This window comes from Cetobacterium sp. (assembly GCF_048470075.1).
In the GTDB taxonomy this organism is placed as follows: Bacteria; Fusobacteriota; Fusobacteriia; order Fusobacteriales; family Fusobacteriaceae; genus Cetobacterium_A.
In genome coordinates this window covers 1-21,103 of sequence record NZ_DBGBQB010000395.1, presented here as the reverse complement: position 1 = coordinate 21,103, position 21,103 = coordinate 1, and the positions used below count along the sequence as shown (strand labels likewise).

General features: G+C 32.7%; 14 protein-coding genes. 3 read left to right on the top strand and 11 right to left on the bottom strand.

Features of this window, described 5'->3' with window-relative positions:
* Positions 1-31 precede the first annotated feature (31 nt).
* Positions 32-385, top strand: coding sequence for a hypothetical protein (locus tag ACMOUI_RS13745; RefSeq protein ID WP_418966261.1), 354 nt, complete (start codon positions 32-34; stop codon positions 383-385).
* Positions 386-491: 106 nt separating this feature from the next.
* Positions 492-1,913 carry a helix-turn-helix domain-containing protein gene (locus ACMOUI_RS13740; protein ID WP_418966260.1) on the top strand — a complete coding sequence of 474 codons (1,422 nt, stop codon included), beginning with the start codon at positions 492-494 and terminating at the stop codon, positions 1,911-1,913.
* Here the strand turns inward: ACMOUI_RS13740 and ACMOUI_RS13735 are convergent.
* Entirely contained in the window at positions 1,894-2,070 is a 177-nt protein-coding gene (locus ACMOUI_RS13735; protein ID WP_418966259.1) for a hypothetical protein, read from the bottom strand. The two genes, ACMOUI_RS13740 and ACMOUI_RS13735, sit on opposite strands and share 20 nt — an antisense overlap.
* A 34-nt stretch (positions 2,071-2,104) precedes the next feature.
* Between ACMOUI_RS13735 and ACMOUI_RS13730 the strand changes: the two genes are divergently transcribed.
* The gene (locus ACMOUI_RS13730; protein WP_418966258.1) at positions 2,105-3,511 is read left to right on the top strand and encodes a sulfatase; all 1,407 of its coding nucleotides are present in this window, start codon (positions 2,105-2,107) and stop codon (positions 3,509-3,511) included.
* Between the two features lie 54 nt (positions 3,512-3,565).
* On the opposite strand, the gene ACMOUI_RS13725 is transcribed toward ACMOUI_RS13730, so the two are convergent.
* The 10 genes from ACMOUI_RS13725 to ACMOUI_RS13680 form a co-directional block, all read right to left on the bottom strand.
* Positions 3,566-6,481, bottom strand: a complete 2,916-nt coding sequence (locus ACMOUI_RS13725) for a chondroitinase family polysaccharide lyase (protein ID WP_418966257.1) — start codon at positions 6,479-6,481, stop codon at positions 3,566-3,568.
* A 70-nt stretch (positions 6,482-6,551) separates the two neighbouring features.
* A complete protein-coding gene (locus ACMOUI_RS13720; protein WP_418966256.1) occupies positions 6,552-8,114 on the bottom strand; it encodes an extracellular solute-binding protein in 1,563 nt (520 codons plus the stop codon).
* A 22-nt stretch (positions 8,115-8,136) separates the two neighbouring features.
* Entirely contained in the window at positions 8,137-8,898 is a 762-nt protein-coding gene (gene kduD, locus ACMOUI_RS13715; protein ID WP_418966255.1) for a 2-dehydro-3-deoxy-D-gluconate 5-dehydrogenase KduD, read from the bottom strand.
* 40 nt (positions 8,899-8,938) lie between these two features.
* Positions 8,939-9,775, bottom strand: coding sequence for a 5-dehydro-4-deoxy-D-glucuronate isomerase (gene kduI / locus ACMOUI_RS13710; protein WP_418966254.1), 837 nt, complete (start codon positions 9,773-9,775; stop codon positions 8,939-8,941).
* A 47-nt stretch (positions 9,776-9,822) separates the two neighbouring features.
* Positions 9,823-10,704, bottom strand: a complete 882-nt coding sequence (locus tag ACMOUI_RS13705; protein ID WP_418966253.1) for a carbohydrate ABC transporter permease — start codon at positions 10,702-10,704, stop codon at positions 9,823-9,825.
* Positions 10,705-10,744: 40 nt separating this feature from the next.
* The gene (locus ACMOUI_RS13700) at positions 10,745-11,722 is read right to left on the bottom strand and encodes an ABC transporter permease (protein WP_418966252.1); all 978 of its coding nucleotides are present in this window, start codon (positions 11,720-11,722) and stop codon (positions 10,745-10,747) included.
* Positions 11,723-11,864: 142 nt separating this feature from the next.
* Positions 11,865-13,403, bottom strand: a complete 1,539-nt coding sequence (locus ACMOUI_RS13695) for an ABC transporter permease (RefSeq protein WP_418966251.1) — start codon at positions 13,401-13,403, stop codon at positions 11,865-11,867.
* A gap of 13 nt (positions 13,404-13,416) precedes the next feature.
* On the bottom strand, positions 13,417-14,790 hold the full coding sequence (locus tag ACMOUI_RS13690) for a sulfatase-like hydrolase/transferase (protein ID WP_418966250.1): 1,374 nt from the start codon (positions 14,788-14,790) through the stop codon (positions 13,417-13,419).
* 86 nt (positions 14,791-14,876) lie between these two features.
* Complete coding sequence (locus ACMOUI_RS13685) at positions 14,877-17,171, bottom strand: polysaccharide lyase 8 family protein (protein ID WP_418966249.1); 2,295 nt, start codon at positions 17,169-17,171, stop codon at positions 14,877-14,879.
* A gap of 16 nt (positions 17,172-17,187) precedes the next feature.
* The gene (locus ACMOUI_RS13680) at positions 17,188-21,066 is read right to left on the bottom strand and encodes an autotransporter outer membrane beta-barrel domain-containing protein (protein WP_418966248.1); all 3,879 of its coding nucleotides are present in this window, start codon (positions 21,064-21,066) and stop codon (positions 17,188-17,190) included.
* Positions 21,067-21,103 lie beyond the last annotated feature (37 nt).

Below are 21,103 nucleotides of genomic sequence, written 5' to 3'. Positions count from 1 at the left end.
ATATTATTATACATATTTTAGGAGGAATACAATGAGAAAATTAAAAATGCTTATACTTGGTGCCACTTTAAGTTTAAGTGCATTTGCAGGTATCGTTAATGGAAGTATGACAAAAATAAGAGCTTATGAAAAAGGAAATCAAATTAGATTTGAATCTAGAATTCCTAACTTAAGTTTCCAGGTTAGAAAGGTAGATATTTTTAAAGCTATGACTAGATATGGAAAAGTTATGTCAGTAGCTGATCTTGAGAGAAATGGTATCATCTTAGATGTAGATAGAAAAGTGGTTGTAACTTTAGATAGAGTAAAAGATGGTTTATATATAAAGTCTAAAAATAACTCAATGTTTGTAACAGAGAGAGAGTTAGATAAGATAAGAAGATAGTTGAAAGCTGAGTTTAAAAACTCAGCTTTTTTTATTTGTATATACATAGTTTTTACTGTAAAATATAGTATATTATATCATTATAATTTTCAAGGAAGGGGAACCAATGTTTTTAAATAAAAAATCTCTTTATATTTTAAGTTTATTCTTCTCTTTAAATAAGTTTAGCTACTCTGATTTAGAGAAAATACTGCACATAAAAAAACGTTCTATTGATAATAATATCAATATAATCAATGATTTTTTAACTGCGTATAAGATACAGGGGATTCAAAAGGTCAAAGATTTATTTTTTTTAAAGCCATGTACTATCAATAAGATAAAAGATATCTTACAATTTGCACCTCTATCTGTTGTAGAGAGAAAAGAGTATCTTTTACTACAACTTTTTTTTGAAAATACGGTTAATTTAAACGATAATACAGATAAAATTCAAACTACTAGAAGAACCTTAAACTATGATTTAAAAGAGATTAAAGAATACTTGGAGAGCAAAGGGTTAAAGGTTGAAAGTGTCTCTGGACGAGGTATTTTTTTAGAGGGAAATGAAGCTATTATCAGAGAGTTATTCTCTTTACATCTAACCAAATTCCTTATTAACAAAAATATTAATCATAAGTTATTTACAGATTTAATCGAAAAATATTTCCAAGAGGATATATTGGAGTTTAATAAGAATTTTGTTTTAAGACTTTTAAACAGTATTTCAGTTACCCTTGTCCCTGAGGATTTTTATAGAATTGTTGCCATAATTTTAATACATACTGTAAGGGATAAAAAAGAGACTAGCCCTGACACTAACTATATCAATAAAAGTATCACAAAGCATAAATATTATGAAAAAACTCTTAAATTTTTAAAAATTAGAGGATTCGATTATCTAAACTCCTATGAGTTAGAGAGTATCATTGAGATTATTTTTTATCTAGATATAAAACTATATGAAACTCCAGATAGAACTACTGAGATATTTATGAGGGGTATTAAAGACTCCTTAGGTATTGATCTATCCACAAATCCTCAAACAATTATGAGAGTTTCAAATGTATTGAGAGTTGGAAATTTAAAACAGGAGTATAACTTCTATGAAAATAAGGAGATCTATCAGCTCAGTCGTGTACAGAAAGAAAAATTCAAAAAAATTAAAGAGATTGTATGTAATATTTTTCCCAATTTTTATTCAGAGGATATAATCCACTTGGGAATTATTTTAAAAAAACACTTAGCACAATCTAAATTAGAGAATGAAAAATATAAAAGAGTTCTTATTGTAGATGACACTTTTGATCATATGTATGGAAAGATTCTATCTAAATATTTAAAGAACTTCTCATATGTTGAAGTTGTGGAGATCATTGAAAGTTATGAGATAAACTCTTTACTTGAAGATGTTTTTGAGGTTGACTATATCATCACAATTGATGATTTACAAAACTTTAAACTAAATATTCCAGTTGTTAAAATAAATAGAGATCTATTCTTAGATGATAACTTTGAACTTTCTCAGCTCAGTTTAATTTTAAAATAGAAGCAGTTGAATTTTCATACTTAATTTTTACTAGAAAATATCTTAGGAGATTGGATTTTATTCCAATCTCTTTTTTATATTCAATTTTCTTTTTAAAACTGCTCACTCTTTGGATTGAAAATAGAATATTTACTTGTTCAATTGCAAAATGTATCATAAAGCAAAGAACAATTTTACTTGGGGGAGATTTTATGAAAAAACCAAATCTATTATTTATCTTTGCAGATCAGTGGAGAAGAGAAGCAGTGGGCTTTATGAATAAGGAGCCTGTTATCACACCTAACTTTGATGCCTTTTCAAATGAAGCTGCTATTTTTGAAAAAGCCTACAGCAGCTGTCCTCTTTGCTCTCCTAATAGAGCCACTATTTTAACTGGTAAAAATCCAATATCACATGGAGTTATTACAAACTGTAAACCCGGTCTTGAAAATATCTTTTTAAAGGAAAGTGAGGTTACAATTGGGGATGTTTTAAAATCCAATAGATATAAAACTGGATATATTGGTAAATGGCACCTTGATGAACCTGAAAAAAAAGATGATACACTACCTCTTTCAGGAGCCAAAGACTGGGACGCTTTTACTCCACCAGGGCCAAAGAGACATGGCTTTGATTTTTGGTATTCCTATGGAGCTGACGATAACCATCTTTCACCACACTATTGGATGGATTCACATGAGATGATAAATGTTAATAAGTGGTCTGTTGAACATGAAACAGATATCGCCCTAGATTTCATTGATAGAAATAAAGAGGACAGTTTCGCTCTTTTCCTCTCTTGGAATCCTCCACACACACCTCTTGATTTAATTCCACAAAAATATGTGGATATGTATAAGGATGTTAAAGTTGAGAAAAGAGAGAATGTAATCTTAAATAATATTGTTGACCATCCACAAACTATAGCACCATTCTCTTTAGATGAGGCTGGTTATTTGGAGTCTGTAAAAAAATACTATGCGGCTATAACTGGAATTGATGAGCATTTTGGTAAAATAATTGACTATTTAAAAACGAATAATCTATTTGAAAATACTATAATTATAGTAACTTCAGACCATGGAGAGATGCTATGTTCCCATGGACTTTGGAGTAAACATGTTTGGTTTGAAGAGGCTGTCTCTGTACCATTTATGCTCTCTCATGGAGATAGATATAAAAATAGACGAATATCCACTCCTCTTTCAGGAGCAGATATTGCCCCTACCATATTGTCTCTTTTAAATTTAGATATTCCAAAAGAGATGGAAGGTGTTGATCTCTCTCCAACTTTAGAGGGAAAAAAAGTGGATAATATAGCCATATCCGCATGTTATACGGGAAATCCAAAGGTATTAAACACTCTTAAAGAGAGAGGATTAAATACTCTTGCCTATGGTTGGAGAGCAGCAATCGATGAAAAATATACCTATGTTTATTTCAATGATTACTCTGCCAATGATGAACCTAAAGAGTTTTTATATGACAATACAGAGGATGAGTACCAGCTTAATCCTATCCCTTTAACTGATATAACTAACTATCTAAAGGAACATCTAATCAGATGGGGAAAGATGTATAAAGACCCATTTTTTCAGATAAATTCATATGACAGATAAAAAAACAGCCCATTTTATGGGCTGTTTTTTATACTCTATACCTTTTCTATATATTTAAGATTTCCTCTTTATCTTAATATTTACCACTTCTCCATTTTTTGAGATAATATTTAGTTTTGTAAAATCTCCATCTATTTCAGACTTTACCAAAGGATTATCTACAACACTATAGTGTCCCTTTAAAATAAGTGAAGTGGTATGTTCTTTGCCCTCATTTCCAATCCAAGGTCTTGAATATATACTTCTTTCTATCATCACACCATCACTGCTATACTGTTCCTTATCCCTTCCCTCATAGAGTCTTAAATCTGGGTCTACAAAGCTCATTTGAAGTTCATTATCCATATTTTGAATAAGAACTAATGATGGAGTATCCACAGCCTCTATAAACTCATTATCGCTCACCTTGCCACTTTCAAATAGGGCATACCCTGTTGTATCACTCTTTAAATCCTTCACTATATGGCTATTATTATCTTGATTTATAACCTTATATTTAGAATCCTTTTTAAAACTTTCTTGCTGTTCCGTATTTCCCTTTATCAATATGCTATAGTGATAATTCCCATTCTGAGGTGCTTTTCCATGATTTATATAGGCTAACTCATAGTTATTTTCAGTTTTTTCTCCACTGTTTTGATCTCTTGATTCCTGTTTTCCCTTTTTTATAACTATGTCTCCATCTATAACCTTATACATATTATTTTGAGAGTCTAAAACTGTCTTTCCATCCTGAGTATAACTATTTTTTAGATTATCCCCAAGATAGTTTTGGAATAGAGTTGTATGTGTCTCATTCTCTATATCGTTATTTTCAATTCCACTTCCAAGTAAAATAGCTCTATTATTGAAAAAGAACACAGATTTTCTAGCCCTATGACTACCATTGTATTTAGGGTGTTCATGTAATTTCATGGCAAACATACCATTTCCATTTAATGAGTTTCCTCCAGAGTATGTCTCATCTGATAAGAGCATCTCCTCTACACCACTTTTTGTATCCACCTGTGATATATTGGATTTTAACTTTTCAAAGGGAACATCTATTGCAGTAGTTCCTGGGAAATGCTTCCAATCCCACCCCTCTTGTACATATCCACTCTCCCTTAATGATTCCTCCAAAATTTGGAAAGCACCATAGCTCATATATCTTCCATATAGGTTATTTTTTATATATGTTTCATTTCCAACTAAATATCTACTATACCCCTTTACTCCTGCTAACCACTCTCCTCTTCTATGGAGCTGAACAGATCCTAGATTTAGGGTCCATGCTCCTTCAGGAGCTCTCTCCTCTTTAAATCCCATACTCTTAAACTTTTCTACACCTTTACCTTGAGGAGCAAGTCTTAAATAGGCTTGAGCCAGTTCTTTATCCACTCCATTCTCTCCACTGAGAGCCATAAGTCTAAAACCTTCTGCATCTATTTTAAACTTTCCATTGGGATGTCTTCCCGTTAAAGATAGAAGATAGTTATACTTATTGGAGTAGACCCTTGTCAATAGTATTGAATTTTTTACTATTTTAAATTGCTCTCCAGTGATTCCATAAGGTGTTCCGCTCAGATAGTATATTATTGGAACTAAGCCTTCAAATGCCCCTTTTGCATAAGCTGGATAGTTTTGCATATGATGAAAAACTGTTCCATCAGATTTAAAGCCTCCTAAAACCCCTGGAGAGTATTTTATAGAGTTCATAAGATAACTCTGAAGTTGATATAACTCCCTTGCCTCTTTTTCCTGATTCTCATTTAAAAGTATAGCCGTTAACATCCCTGGAAGCATCGTATTTAATACATCTATATTAACTCCCTTTAGGCTCTCTTTAGGTGTATATATCATTCCCATTGCACTATACCATGTTACCATCTCTTTAGCTTTATTCACTGTTCCTAACTTTACAAGAGGTTCTTTCATTAAAAATATAGCTTCATATATCTCTCTCATCTGATATCCAAGATGGTGAACAGTTCCTTGGGCACTTCCCTTTGTCCACCCTTGGTCATACATATATTCCAAACTCTCATTAAAAAGATTTGCAACTTTATTTTTATACTGAGTGTTCTCTGTGGAGTTATACATATATGCCAGTTCTCTCAGATATATTCCAAACTCCTTTGTTGCAATATATTTTATTCTATCCTTCTCCTCTGGTTTCAAATCCTTATATATAACTAATCTTTGAATAAATTCCAGGTTTATTTCCCTATAGCTTGAAAACTCATCCTCTTTCTCCTTTAAAAGTTCCGGTGTAACTTCAACTTTTTTTAAAAGCTTTTCCCTGTATCTTTTTTCAACTTTTTTTATACCCTCTATCTCATCACTCTTTAAAACTATGTTTTTTTCATTTTTATCTATCTGATTATAGTTTTTATACAGTGCCATCCAATGTGCATTTGCAGCCGTATCTGCCTCTAGATTGATAAAATCTACCTGCTCATCTCTGGCATTGTGTCTAGGATCTATCAAAACTGAAGGAATAACCTGATCTATCCAAAACTGCCCTGTTGAATCTGGTGCAATAAAGGTTATCTCATCCATTCCCTCCTCAGGAACTCCTTTCATATCTCTGTCATACTGAACCCACATGGTTCTCCATCCCTTGAAGTTCATCTTTATTGGAAACCAACACTTTATAACTCCATCTTTTTTAAATTGAACTAACATCTCTCCATCTATGGGGTTTTCATTATATATCCACATGCTGTAACTACTTCTGGCTTTCTCCTGCTGACCTTTTTGAAAGTTTCTATATCCTACATCACCTAAAATACTTAAAGTCTCTCCATTTTTAAAATTCCACTTTAAAGAGTTCTCTCCATCTTTATATCTCCCTTTAGATATGGAGACTGACTCCTTTTTATCCACTTTTATATCAGTTGATATCCCATCTTCAAATTGATATACTTTAACGTCTTGTCCATATAAAACCCCTGTTAACATAATCGCTCCCAATATAATTTTTTTCATTTAGTACCCCTCTTTAAAAGTATAGTATTTTATAAAAGGAACTAGGTATATATACCTAGTTCCTCATCTTTTACTTTATACTATTGTAATGGTTATATCCTTTTTGTACTATCTCTTTTGCTCTTTCCACTCCATTTTGTTGAATTCTGCTTATATATGTATCCCAATCAGCATCTATATCAGAAACACCTAAAATCCACTTCTGCATATACTCCTCTGTTGTTTGATTTACAAGTGCCATTATCTTATCTAGCTCCTTTATATCCTTAGGGCTATACTTCAATATTGGTAATGGTCTAGTTGTATTATCACCCTTCATATACATTTCAAAACCTTGTTTTGCTATATCATTTGAATATTGGAGTTCATAATCCGCATCTTGCTGAACTCCCGGTCCTGAAACTTGAGCTCCAACCTCTTGTAAAACTTTTAAAGGTCCTTTTCCATCTGGATTATTTAATACATAATCTGTGAATACTGGTTTTCCATCCACCATTGTATAGTGTTTTCCTTCAATTCCAAAGTTCCAAGTTCTTCTTCCCTCTTCTGAGAACCACCAATCCATAAACTTAATAGCTTGTTCTGGATTCTTTGCTGCCGCTGAGATCCCCCATCCAATCTCTGGAGTTGTATTTCTTCCAACTGTTACACTTTTCACTCCATCTTTTATCTCAATTGGCTCTATTGGATAGAATTCAAATCCTGGTATTTGACCTGTAGCCAAACTGTTATAACTTGCTGTACTTCCAAACCAATCTAAAGTCATTCCACCTATATTTGTAGGTAATACAGCATCTCTTGCACCCCAACCTCTAGTGAAAACCTCTTTATCTATAAGTCCTTTTTTGTACCAATCAGCCGCTAATTTTACCGCTTCTTTAAAGTTTGGATCTAATGTTGCAAAAGTAACCTGATCATTTTCCACATAGAATGTTTTATATGGTCTAGCTCCAAAGATACCAGTTAAATTGTTTAGTGCCGCTTGAATATTTCCACGGACAAAGATTCCTACCTCATCTTTTCTTCCATTTCCATTTGCGTCCTGCTCTTTAAATACTGTTAAAGCATTTTCAGTTTCCTCTAAAGTTTTAGGAACTGGTAATCCAAACTTTTTTAACCAGTCTGTTCTTATAAATAGCCCTGATGATACACTCAATTTATCCAGATCATAGTATGTTGGAATAGCATATATCTTTCCATCCAGTGAATACATATCCTTTTTATACACTGGATTTTCATCTATAAACTTCTTTATATTTGGTGCATGCTTATCTATTAAATCATTTAACGGTATCATTCCACCATCACTACCTAACTTCTCTAAATCTGGAACTCTATAAGCTATAATATCTGAGAAATCATTAGAAGCTAGCATAAGATTATACGCTTGCGTAGAATCAGTATTATTTTTAGATGCATATGATTTTATTTTTACTCCTGTGGCCTCTTCAGCTTTTTTATAAACTGCCCAGTCATCACTTAAAGGCATTCCATTAAAAACTAGGAATACTGAAAGATTTTTATCCTTTTCTTTAGCTGCTGTTCCACTATTTTTTGAGTCTCCATCCTTTGAACATCCATTAAACATAAGCGCTGATAAAAGTAACGCTCCCATTGCAATTTTTCTCTTCATTATAACTTTCTCCCCTTATTTTTTATCTAACTAACCATCCACCATCTATAGCCAGAATATGTCCATTTACATAGTCTGCTGCCTTAGATGCTAAAAATATCGCTCCCCCCACTAGATCTGATGTCTGTCCCCATCTAGCAGCAGGTATTCTTCCCAATATCTCTGCATTTCTCTTTTCATCAGCTCTAATTGGCGCTGTATTAGCTGTCTCTATATATCCTGGTGCTATGGCATTCACTTGAATATTATCTGCTGCCAACTCATTTGCAAAAGCTTTTGTAAGTCCTGCCACACCATGCTTACTAGCTGTGTATGATGGAACAAACTTTCCACCTTGGAATGATAGCATTGAAGCTATATTTATTATCTTTCCTCCACCTTGCTTTTTCATCTCTATTGCTGCAGTCTTACTTAAATAGTATATTGAAGATAGGTTTAAGTCAATAACTGATTGCCAATCCTCATTATTTCCCTCTAAAAGTGGTGCTCTTTTTATAGTTCCAGCATTGTTTACTAGGATATCTATTCTTCCAAAAGCCTCTATACATTTACTAACTGCTTCCATAGCCACAGATTCTTTTGATAGATCTCCAGTGGCATAAGCTACCTTTCTTCCAAGTGCTTCTACCTCTTTTATAACATTTTCCATATTATCATCATTATATGTGAATATAAATAGGTCTGCTCCTGCCTTTGCAAGTCCCATTGCAAGAGCATTTCCTATTCCTACGTTACCTCCAGTTACCATTGCAACTTTTCCCTCTAAATTAAACATATTTAACATGCATTTCCCTCCTTAATTAAACACTAGCTTATTTTTACTACTATCTCAATTGATCCATTGCTATATGGTCCATATCTGTAAATGTTTGGTTCTCCCCAGCCATTCCCCAGATAAATGTATAGTTTTTAGTTCCTACACCTGAGTGAATTGACCATGATGGTGATATTACCGCTTGCTCATTAGCCATTACAATGTGACGAGTCTCTTGAGGTTGTCCCATCAAATGGAACACTCTTGTATTCTCATCCATATTGAAATAGAAGTAAACTTCCATTCTTCTCTCATGAGTGTGTGTTGGCATAGTATTCCACATATTATTTGGGTCTAATACAGTCATTCCCATTAAAAGTTGACATGATTTACAAACTGCAGGGTGAACATATTGGAATATAGTTCTTTTGTTTGAATTCTCTAAATCACCTAAATGAACTGCATTAGCATTTGCTATATCTATTTTAACAGTTGGGTAAGCTACATGAGCTGGTGCACTGTTTACGTAGTACTTTGCTGGATTCTCTTTACAATCAGATTTAAATGTGATCTCTTTCACTCCCATTCCAACATATAGTCCATCTTTTGAAGCCATATCATATTCAACTCCATCAAGAACTATTTTACCTGATCCACCTATATTTATAATTCCAAGCTCTCTTCTCTCTAAGAAAAACTCAGACCCTAACTCTTTACATCCCTCTAACTTCACCTCTGTTTCAACTGGCATAACTCCTCCAGCTATAACTCTGTCCACATGAGAGTACATAAGGTTAACTTCATCAGCTATAAAAACTGTTTCCATTAAATAGTGTTTTCTTAGCTCCTCTGTTGTGTAGTGTTTTGAATCCTCAGGGTGGTTTGCATATCTTGTATCTAATCTCATATTAAATTTCCTCCTAAATGTTATGAACTTTTATTTTTAATTTTCTTTTACTCTTTTACTGCTCCTAAAGTAACCCCTTTTCTGAAGAACTTTTGGATAAACGGATATATAATAAGTATTGGAATTATTGATAATACTATTACAGCATAGATTATAGATTGCGGTGATGTTAAACTCTCTGGTGTAATTATTTGTGCCGCTTCTCCAGCCATATTCTTTTCTACAATCAATTTCTTTAAGAAAACTTGTAATGGAACTTTAGAGTCATCAGTTAATAAAACCATTGTCCAGAAGTATCCATTCCATCTTGAGATTGCATAGAATAGAGATACTGTTGTCAGTGCTGAAGTCGATAGAGGTAGATATATCTTTGTCATAATCTGCCACTGACTTGCACCATCTATTCTCGCTGATTCCTCTAAAGATTTTGGTACTGCTTCAAAGAAACTTTTTAAAATTATTACGTTAAATGTATTTACTGCAAATCCAACGATTACAGATGTATAACTATTAATAAGCCCTAAGTCTCTAAAATTTAGGTATCTTGGAATCATTCCTGGGTCAAACCACATTGTTACTACAACCATTAAAGTTAGAATTTTTCTAAATTTTAACTCTGGTTTTGATAAAACATAGGCCCCAGTTATTGTAAAGAACATACTTACCACAGTTCCTACAACTGTTATAAAGATACTGTTTGCATAGGCTAACCATATTCCATCTAAGCTCATAGCAGCTTTAAAAGATGCCATACTGATTCCCTTAGGTAAAAGATACATCTCCCCTATCTCCAAAAGATATGGCTTAGTTACTGATGCTGAAAATACATATATAATCGGGTATATAAACATTATCCCAAATATTGCCAGTAGGGTATAATTGATAAAATCAAATATTTTTTCATCTTTTGATCTTTTAATCTTACTCATAAATCTCTCCTTTCAATCTATCTCTAATTGCCATTACTTTCTACCAAAGCCCAGATGCTGTTATCTTCTTACTCCATCTATTTGCCAGGTAAACCAGTATAAATCCAACAACTGCGTTAAATAGTCCAACTGCTGTAGCTAGACCAAAGTCTTGCATTAACATACCTGTTCTATAAACATATGTACTGATAACATCTGATGTTGAGTATGTTGCTGGTTGATAAAGTAGTAGTACCGTTTCAAAGGCAACATTTAGCATACTTCCAACTTTTAAAACTAACATTATAACTATTGTTGGAATAATTGATGGGAAAGTTATAAATCTAAGTTGTTGAAACTTTGTAGCTCCATCTATCTTTGCCGCTTCATACAGTGATTCATCCACTGCTGTTAGAGCCGCCAGATATATAACCGCATTAAATCCTGTACTTTTCCACATATTCATCCCTGTAAATATCCCTCTAAAATACTCTGGTTTTGATAAGAAGTATATTCTTTCAAATCCAAACTTTTCAAGTATATGGTTGATTACTCCACTACTTGGAGAAAGAATATTTATAGTTATTCCCGCTGTTACAACTATCGCTATGAAGTATGGTAAAAACGAAACTGTTTGAACAAAAGATTTAAAAAATCTATTTTTTACCTCATTTAGCATAAGTGCTAAAATAATGGCAAATGGGAACTCAAACACTAAACTATATATGTTTAAAAATATTGTATTTTTTAGAGTTGTATAAAAGTATGGGCTTGTTAAAAACTCTGTAAAGTTTGCCAGTCCTACCCAGTCACTTCCTGCTATTCCCCTAAATAGATTGTAATCCTTAAAAGCGATTATAAGACCATACATTGGTTTATATGCAAATATCATATACCAAAGTATAAATGGAAGAAAAATTAAGTATAATGACATCTGATCTTTTACATTTCCCTTTTTCAAACCAGTCATTATTTTTTTTATGAGACCTACTTTTTCTGATTCTATTTTTTCATCCATTTCTAAAATATTTTCTTTCATACTAACCCTCCTTACTTATCTACGTTTTGTAAGGTGATTATAGTTTAATTTTTTTTAAGTGTAAATCATCATTTTAGGATATACTTTTTTCTATATATCATTTTTCTACTTTTATAACTAGAAAAATACACTTTATTCTTTATTAGTTACTAGAATTAATGAATCTATCATAGGCTTTCTGATTTATCTCTATTCCCTCTTTTAATCCAATCTCATTTAATCTCTTTAAAAATTCGTCATATGTTTTATCAAAATCTACGGCTCCTAAAATCCATTTTTGATTCATCTCCTTTACAGCCATATCAAGTTGAGAGTTTATCTTTTGAATCTTTCTATTCTCCTCTTTTGTATATTTTAATGTTGGCATAGGGTCAACTATATATCCATTTTTCATATACATCTCCGCCCATTCTGAAGCTTTTGGATTTCCCCAAGCCTTTTCATACTCATAATCTTGTAGAGCTCCTATTCTAAACTGTATACCCTTATCTCTTAAAACCTGTAGTGGTGTTTTCCCATCAGCTTTCATAACTATATCTGTAAATTTCTTTTTACCATTTTCCTCTTTAACAAATGTATCATTTTCTACACCCCAGTTAGATAGCTCATAACCTTTTTCAGAGAACCAGTAATCAAAATACTTTATAGCTGTAACTGGGTCTTTACATGTTGCACTTATTCCCCATCCCCCTAGATAAGTTGTTCTAGCATCTGGAGCATAACTTTTGCCCTTATATTTTGGTGGGTCTATCGCTATAAATTCAAAATCTTTCACCTTATCTTTTAACTCTTTATCCTCATTGTATGACGCTGTACTTGCAAACCAATCAAATGTTACTCCACCTAGATCATTTCTTAACATATAATCTCTAGCTTGGAATCCTCTTGTGAATATCTCTGGATCTATTAGCCCCTCCTTATACCACTTTATTACTTGAGGCATAGCCTCCTTATATCTGGCTGTTGCTGGACCAAAATTTACCTTTCCATTCTCATCTACAAAGAAACCAATCTCTGCTCCAAATAGTCCCACTAACTCCTTATCTGCAAACTCTGCCGATCTTTCAAAGTATGGAATCTCATCATTTTTCCCATTTCCATTTGGGTCCTTTGTTTTAAAGGCCACCATAACTTCATATAGTTCATCCATTGTCTCTGGTTTTTTTAGCCCCAACTTATCCAACCAGTCTTTTCTTATGAATACACCTTGAGCTGCCTTCATATTGTACCAATCATAGTAATCAGGTATAAAGTAGATATTTCCATCTGCTGCCACTGCATCCATCTTATATCTTGGATATTTTTCAAAAAATGCCTTTATATTTGGTGCATGCTTATCTATTAGTTCATTCAGTGGTATGATTCCTCCATCCATACCCAAGCTCTCCAACTTTTCAGGATAAGCTAAAGAGATAATATCCGGCAGATTTCCCGATGATACAGCTAAATTAAAGGCCTGTATCTCATCTGTTAAATTTTTAGAACTATAACTTTTTAATTTTACATTTGTGTCTTTAAAAGCCTCTTTAAAAACTGTCCAGCTCTCATCAAATGTCTTTCCATTTTGAATAGCTAAAATACTTAACTCCACTGGTTTTTCAGAGATTTTATGCCCCTGTGCTAAAACTCCCCTTTGTAAAAGTGCTCCAACTAATAGTAATAATCCGATTTTCTTATTCATAACTCCCTCCATCTTATATAATATGTATCCAATCATTCTGCTCTTTAAAAAATAGAGACATTTGATTTTTTAAACCTCTCTTAATCTCTTTATACTCTGGTTTTCCCTCTAAATTCTTCATCTCCAAGGGATCAACCCTTAAATTAAATAGTTCCTCAGAATCTCTAGGATCATACACATATTTAAAATCTTTACTGATAATCGCTCTTCTTATATCCCCAATAGCCACTTGATTTCCTGAATATTGACTGTATGCAAACCTATCCTTATTCTGAACTTCACTCTTTAAAATATTTTCTCCAACAAAACTTCTATCACTTTTTATCTCTAAGATATCTAGCACAGTTGGTAATATATCTAAATGACTCACAACTGTATCCACTCTTTTCCCTTTTTTTCCAGGTTCTTTAATTATTAATGGGATATTTATACTCTGCTCATACATCTCCATCTTCTGAAACATCTTATGTTGTCCCAAATGATCTCCATGATCAGCTGTAAAAACAAATACAGTATTCTCATACTCCCCTTTTTCTCTTAATTTTTCTATAATCTCACCAATAAGTTCATCCGCATAGTTTGTAAGACCTAGATATGCTTTCCAAACATCTTTCCAGTGCTTTAAATCTCTCTCCTCAGCCAGTTGGGCCGCTATTCCCTCACGTCTTTTAGAGGGTTCTCCCTCACATATTTTATTTATATTTTCTGGAAGTTCTGGATTTGGAAATCTCTCCATCAAACCCTTTAAAACTTTAAATGGTGGATGGGGAGCCCATATATTTATAAATAGTCCTATGGGGTTTTCAAAAGTTTCACCATCTAAATATTTAAGAGCCCTATCTATATAAAATCTATCTCTAAATAAACTCTCCTCTCTTTCAAAGAGCGAAACTCTGGAGCCTGTATACTCTCTATCCTCATAGATATCCCCATGTCTTTCACTGACCCTCACTCTATCTTCTGTGACTCCAAATAGAGGTAAACCCTCTCTTTTACATATTTTTTCATAGTCATCATCCGTTAAAAACTCTTTAAATTTAACTCTTTCCTCCAAAGGTGGTTTCACAGTTATATGCTGCATTCCAAAATGACTTACACTATATCCATTTTCAAAGAGATATTGATGGATTGTTTTACTATCTCTTGTAATATCTGGAATATTTTTCAAATCGTTTATCACCACCTTATTTCTAGTGGGAAAGCATCCTGTTGCTAAAGAGGTTCTAGCAGGAACACACAGTGGGCATGTCGTATATGCTCTTTTAAAATCAACTCCCTCCAGAGCTAATCTATTTAAGTTTGGTGTCACCTCTCTTCCATTTTGTATCATCCCAATAGTGTCTGCTCTTTGATGATCCGTTGTTATAAATACCAAATTTTTCCTCACTAAAAAACACCTCTCTAATTTATAAAGACCTTCTAAATTTTTATGATGTAAAATCATCTATCTAGAAGGTCCTCTAATTAATCACTTTATTTTATTAGCTTTATATACTTTGTTTCACCATCTCTAATATTGTCTATTTTTAAAATAGTTTTATTTTTTTCAGATTCTATTTTCAAATTTTTATCTGTAGTTTCAGCTAATCTATAACTTCCATCAACCTCCAATATAGACATTACATTTGAGAGTTGTGTTGGATCACTTACCCATAACTCCAATGTATCCCCCTTTTCTAAAGCTAGTAGTGACAATGTACTAAAAGTCTTATATTTTTCAACTTTATATTGGTCGTCTTTCCAGAAATTTATTCCTACGTAATCTTTTACCCTTATTCCGTGAGCTTTTTCATTTTGAGATAGAATTTCAATATCATTTTGAGATATGCTATCCAATCCCACACTATACAGATAACTTGCATTCTTAGGATTTTTTCCATGGTTTATATAGGTTGTTATATACTCAACTTCCACTGGAGTTTCACTTTTCCCTCCAATGCTTTTCCAATTTCCAACCCTTTTCTCTCTCTTTGATACTAGCTCTCCCTTGGATAATACATTATATTTGAGAATCTCTCCATCGACAACTCTATTGTCAACAGTTGTATGAATCTCTCCATCTGAACTACTTATATTAGACCCCATGGCTATCATTGTATTATCTATTAAAAACCAAGATTTTTTAGCTGAAGTTTGATTATTCCAAGAGAGAAAATCCATAGCTGCCAGTGTTACCTTTCCTGTTGTAACTCCTCCTACAAAGGATTTCGGACTCATCTTTGCTTTATGCCTTCTCTCTCCAGATCCATCTTTTCTTTCGTTTACACTTTCTGTTGTTCCTGGAAGGTGATACATATCCACTGTTGGCCAAAACTCCTTCGATTTATTGGAATTTTTACCATAGATATATGTTACTCCATCCCCTGTATACCATCCCTTTTTATTTTCACCATTCATAGTTTCATAGTTTCCAATTCTTGATGAATGCATACTTATTACAAATTTTATATTTTCTGGTCCTTGATGAACAACTCTATCCATTCCCCAGAACACTTTACTTTTAGGTTCACTATTTTTTTCATACTGCTCTGTATTCTTTATATTTTTCATTATCTCTTTCAATTTTAAATTATATATTTTTTCGGTTGTATCATAGGCAGTATTCTCCTCTAAGGCTTTTTTTACAAGTTTTCTCAATTGTCCTCTATATGGTTCTGGTGCCCCCTCAGATATCATGGCAACAGAGGTTACAACACCTCTCCCTCTTTCAAGTTCATCTCCACCATCTCTAGATATTGATCTTCCACTAACAGCATCTGTAATACCACCATTTATTATTAAATATGAGTATCCATCAATTATAGAGTCATATATATTATTTAACCTTTTATCTGTCATCTCATATTGAGTACCTGATGTTAGATATAACATTGTTCCTAATCCATTGAATAATACAGAGGCATATGTTCCATTGTATGGTATATTTCCATGTTGTATAAAGGATGAGTCTCTATAGAACCCATCTCCTGATTCCACATATTCTCCAACATCTCCCACCGCTTGTACCCCATCTAGTACTTGCTCTCTGTCCTCCATTAAAAATCCACGAGCAAAAGAAATTATAGATGTATCCATTCTATTTCCACCAGTAGATACCCTTAGTTCTGGTGATGAGGAGTATTTTGCCGAAGGACTATATCCTGAGTATTTTGCATAGGGTTGGAAATACTGGGATGTTTTTAAATATTTCATCCTATTTTCAATTGGAATCTCATCATACATAATAGCTACTATCTCATTTATATTTTTAGGTATTCCAAGCTCCCATTGCCACCAGTTTCCATACTCTGGAGCACCTTCATAGTAAGCATTTTCATGCAACCACTCCAATGAATCTAAAATCTCTTTTTTTATTCTCTCATCCTTATAAAAACTTGTTCCTGGAATAACGTAAACCTTACTTAAATTTTTTAATCTTTCATAAGTTGTTTGAATTTGAATCCCATTTTTCATATTGCCCAAATCTGAATAGATTGATGTTCTATCTTTAGAATAGTTATAGTTTTCTAAACTTTTTTTCCCCATATTATTCAAAGTATTAATTGTGTCTATCTTAATTTTTGGACTTTGTAACTCCAAACTCTCTTTTCCTGTTAAAAACTCTGCCCATTTTAATCTCATATTTTTAAAATCCTCTTTTTCACTTTGAGATATTACAGAACTATTTTTAACTATATCTTTAATCGAACTCTCTTTGACTACTTTCTTCTCACTTGCTTCAACAATAGATAGAGATAGAAGCAACATTAAAATTATCTTTTTTTTCAAATTTCTCCCCCTTTAATTAAAAGCTATAACTTACTCCAACCATTGGTCTAAATGAGTGATATCTATTTTCATTACCTGTCAATTTATTTTTACTTTTTATAGTTAATAGTGTAGCTCCTATTGTTCCTGAAAGACCTGGAGCCAGAGGTTGAGTATACTTTATTCCATATCTTGTTTCATAATTTTCTGTATTTACTTTTTGAGTTCTAGTTACATTGGAATATCCTCCACTACCTATAGGTAGTCTAGCTTCTATCTGAACATTTGCTCCATTTCCAAAGTAGTATCTAAACGTAGGTCTTATCTGAGTCAAATGATATTTCTCTACGTTTCCAGGATTGTTATGATCATACCATCTATCTTCTCTAAAATAATTTACTCTCATAAACACTCTTGGCATAAGCCCTGTATAGTCCAATCCACCTTGATTCTCCATTATAAAATCACTTTGTCCTTCTCTATCACCTAAGTAATTATATTCATAAATATTTGTAAAACTACCATTTAACGCAAACCCATCCCCTATATTATATAGGAAATTTGGAGTAACTCTAGCTTGATGAACTCCTCTTTTAACCTCTCTGAAATTTTTCTTCCCATAATTTTGTGGTTTTTCACTTGTCTCATTTCTATAAGCTAAATTAACACCATATCTTCCTCTAGAAAAAGTGTCATTCCATCTAGCTTCTAAATGAACTCTTGTCATATGCTGTTCCGCTTCATTAGATTTTAATCCCTGAAACATCTCATTGTCTTTATAATATCCTTCAAAATAATAGGACCATTTTGATTTTAAATCATTTAAACTCATTGTTAATTTGGGTATATACAGTGTGGACGCTGCATAATCTCCAGGATAAGGATTTCCATCCATATCAAAGTATACTCTGTCCGAATCATCCTCTACCTCTAGCAAAAGATTGATTGTTCCTCTCCATCTATCACTCTTATTTCCAGCTAAATTATCAAAATATGTATTGATAGTATCTCCCACTGAATTGAATTTATACTTACCTCCCAATGTTAAACTATCAGCATCATACTCTTTAGATTTTGTTGAGGTATAGCTACCTAAAATTGAGAAGTCTTCCGTTAAGTTTAATGATGCAAAGATATTATATGACACTAAATTTTCCATTTTAGTTGTCTCTATCCTATATTTCTCAGATAATCCTTGTAACTTTAATACCTTTCCATCTTTTATATTTCCTAACTCTGTTTCATACTCCATATTTCCACCAATAATATATTTTTTTCCAAACAGATACCCAGTTTTTTCTAAAAGAAATCCAACTCTTGGTACAACTGAATCATAGAACTCTTCATCCACAGTCCCTTTATTATTAATAGCTAACTCATTTTGTGGTTTGTTTGTAGGAATTGGATCTTCAGATATATTTCCTTGAACTATTTTAGTCCAATCTATTCCTCCATAAACTCCAAATTTGTAATCATCTTTTAAGATATTATAAGCTGCTATTGTTCCCAATCCTAATCCATATGTAGGGAATGTTGAATCAAATTTACCATATGTATTTCCGTAATTTACAGTTCTTTTTAAAGAGTTAAATGATGTTGTAACTCTTGCATTTGAAGTTAAAGAAAATCTATCCGTAAATTTATAGTTATAATATCCTCCGACATAGATATTATCTAAATCTGCACTTCCATACTCACCACTTTGAAACTTAACTTTTCCATTAGTTCCTCCATACATCAAACCTAGTTTAGCATTATTTTCAATCTGTTTTTCTGTAACACCTAAGACTCCATGCTCAATATAGGAAACATCCATAAGACCTTTTATTCTGTGATTATTGTCCATATATATAATATCTTGTGTTGAAGAGTTAGTTGCTCTTTCTCTTGTAAAATCACTTTGAATAACTCTATCTAACATTCTTTTAGATAAAGTTTTAGAGTTCAATGCTGCTATATCAGCCATATATCCATAAACTCCACCGGATAGTTGCTTCATTGCTTCTGTAAACTCTCCTGTTGTCTGTAGCTGTTCCGCATCAGAAACTGCATAGAGCAAGCTCTTATCTGTACTTCTCTCCTCCGAAAAACTTTTTGCTACTCTATCAGTTTCTAGCGTTTTTACAAATTTTAATAATTTTCCTGTATTTACTATTTCTCCATAGTTATTTTTCTTAGCTATAATATTTCCATCTTTCACTTCATAATTCCAAATTACTGATGAATTTATTTTAGCGTTATCCCCAAGTTCAATATATACTCCTCCAAAGGCTTCTGACAAATTAAACTCTTCTCTTCCATCCCCTGAGATAAAAGAAAAACTTATATCTCCATTTAAAACTAACTTATCAGCTGAAATTATTGAGTTCTCTAAAGTTTTATCAGTTAAAGAGTTTTTGAAGTCTACCACTAGGGAACTATTTGATATTTCTAATCTACCTTTGTCCGCTGTTATAACTCCATCATTTTCAAGCTTATCTTTATTTGTCTCAAAATAATCTTTATTTCCTTTATTATATTCTAAATCTATAAAAGCTCTATCTATTTTACTATTTCCACCTGTTGCTGATAGAATCTCATAGTTTTCTAACTTTATATCTGATAGATTATTATCTCCCTGAAGGAAAAGCGCATCTATTCCAATTCCACCTATGATGTTTCCTGTTACTTTTCCACCTTTTAAAACTACCGAATTATTGGTAGGTGCATCATAATACTTTCCAGTAACTGAATCTTTTAATCTAAGAACCTCCGATTTTATGGCTACACCATTTGTTCCATCTATTGTTCCTCCATCATTTATAAAAATTCCATCGCTTACTAAAACCGCATTTCCAGAACCATAGTTTTTAATCTCCCCAGTATTTGTAAATTTTCCAGCTACCTTAACTCCTGAACTTGTGGAGTAATTTTCTACTATCCCACTGTTAATCCCTGTTCCAGCAACTTTTATATCCATTCCTATTCCAGTACTATAGTTTGAAATGGTTCCTGCATTCTCTCCAAATCCGTTATTCTCTATCTTCATCCCTAAGGCCTTATCAAAAATATTTATTTGTCCCTTCTTATCATTTAAAGCTTTACTCCCTTTTCCTGAAGAGTTCACAGCTGAAGTATTAACTCCAGTTACTTCAACTAATCCATTATTTTTAATACTTCCTCCATTCTGCACTAACATTGCATTTGAAGTCTGCCCATTTCCAACATGAATTATTTTCCCACTATTTATTCCTTCACTTTTTGCTCCGTCCGCTTTTATTCCTGATGTGAATTGCCCCGCTGTCACATATATATTTCCTCTATTTTCACCAGAACTTCCTTTTGTAAGTGATATACCTGCAGAGTTATTTCCAGAGACATAGATATCTCCTTCATTTTTCGCTTTTGAATTGGAATCAATTGCTAAAATACCTGTAGAGTTTGCTGAACTAACATTTATTCTTCCATTATTGATTCCCTCTCCTTTGCTAGTTACCTTCATTCCATTGGCACTTTTAGAAACATTTATCTCTCCATTATTAATCCCTTTAGACCCAACTTTTTCTGCTGATAGCCCTGATGCATTTTTTCCAGAAACATTTACTATATTTCTATTCTCCCCATATCCTCCATTTTGAGCAACTATAGCATTTGAAGTATCAATTCCATTTCCAACATGATTTATAATTCCCTCATTTATACCCTCTCTGCCCGCTCCATCTATCTTCATTCCTGCAGTAAACTTGTTTCCTGTAACATTGATCGTTCCTTTATTTATTATGGTTTGATCTTTACCAGCTGACATACCCGCTCCACTAGGTTTTGAAATATCAATTATCTTATCATTAATTATAATTTGATTTGAATAACTTTTTACATTCTTACTAGAAAATAATAGAAAGATTCCCAACAACACTATTTTATCTTTTGCTTTCATACTACCCCCATCTTATTTTTATTTTAGTATTCCAATA

Excerpts from the sequence above, each read along its gene's own strand:
- ACMOUI_RS13745 (WP_418966261.1), top strand. The coding sequence starts at position 32 with ATGAGAAAATTAAAAATGCTTATACTTGGTGCCACTTTAAGTTTAAGT.
- ACMOUI_RS13740 (WP_418966260.1), top strand. The coding sequence starts at position 492 with ATGTTTTTAAATAAAAAATCTCTTTATATTTTAAGTTTATTCTTCTCT.
- ACMOUI_RS13735 (WP_418966259.1), bottom strand. The coding sequence starts at position 2,070 with ATGATACATTTTGCAATTGAACAAGTAAATATTCTATTTTCAATCCAA.
- ACMOUI_RS13730 (WP_418966258.1), top strand. The coding sequence starts at position 2,105 with ATGAAAAAACCAAATCTATTATTTATCTTTGCAGATCAGTGGAGAAGA.
- ACMOUI_RS13725 (WP_418966257.1), bottom strand. The coding sequence starts at position 6,481 with ATGAAAAAAATTATATTGGGAGCGATTATGTTAACAGGGGTTTTATAT.
- ACMOUI_RS13720 (WP_418966256.1), bottom strand. The coding sequence starts at position 8,114 with ATGAAGAGAAAAATTGCAATGGGAGCGTTACTTTTATCAGCGCTTATG.
- kduD (WP_418966255.1), bottom strand. The coding sequence starts at position 8,898 with ATGTTAAATATGTTTAATTTAGAGGGAAAAGTTGCAATGGTAACTGGA.
- kduI (WP_418966254.1), bottom strand. The coding sequence starts at position 9,775 with ATGAGATTAGATACAAGATATGCAAACCACCCTGAGGATTCAAAACAC.
- ACMOUI_RS13705 (WP_418966253.1), bottom strand. The coding sequence starts at position 10,704 with ATGAGTAAGATTAAAAGATCAAAAGATGAAAAAATATTTGATTTTATC.
- ACMOUI_RS13700 (WP_418966252.1), bottom strand. The coding sequence starts at position 11,722 with ATGAAAGAAAATATTTTAGAAATGGATGAAAAAATAGAATCAGAAAAA.
- ACMOUI_RS13695 (WP_418966251.1), bottom strand. The coding sequence starts at position 13,403 with ATGAATAAGAAAATCGGATTATTACTATTAGTTGGAGCACTTTTACAA.
- ACMOUI_RS13680 (WP_418966248.1), bottom strand. The coding sequence starts at position 21,066 with ATGAAAGCAAAAGATAAAATAGTGTTGTTGGGAATCTTTCTATTATTT.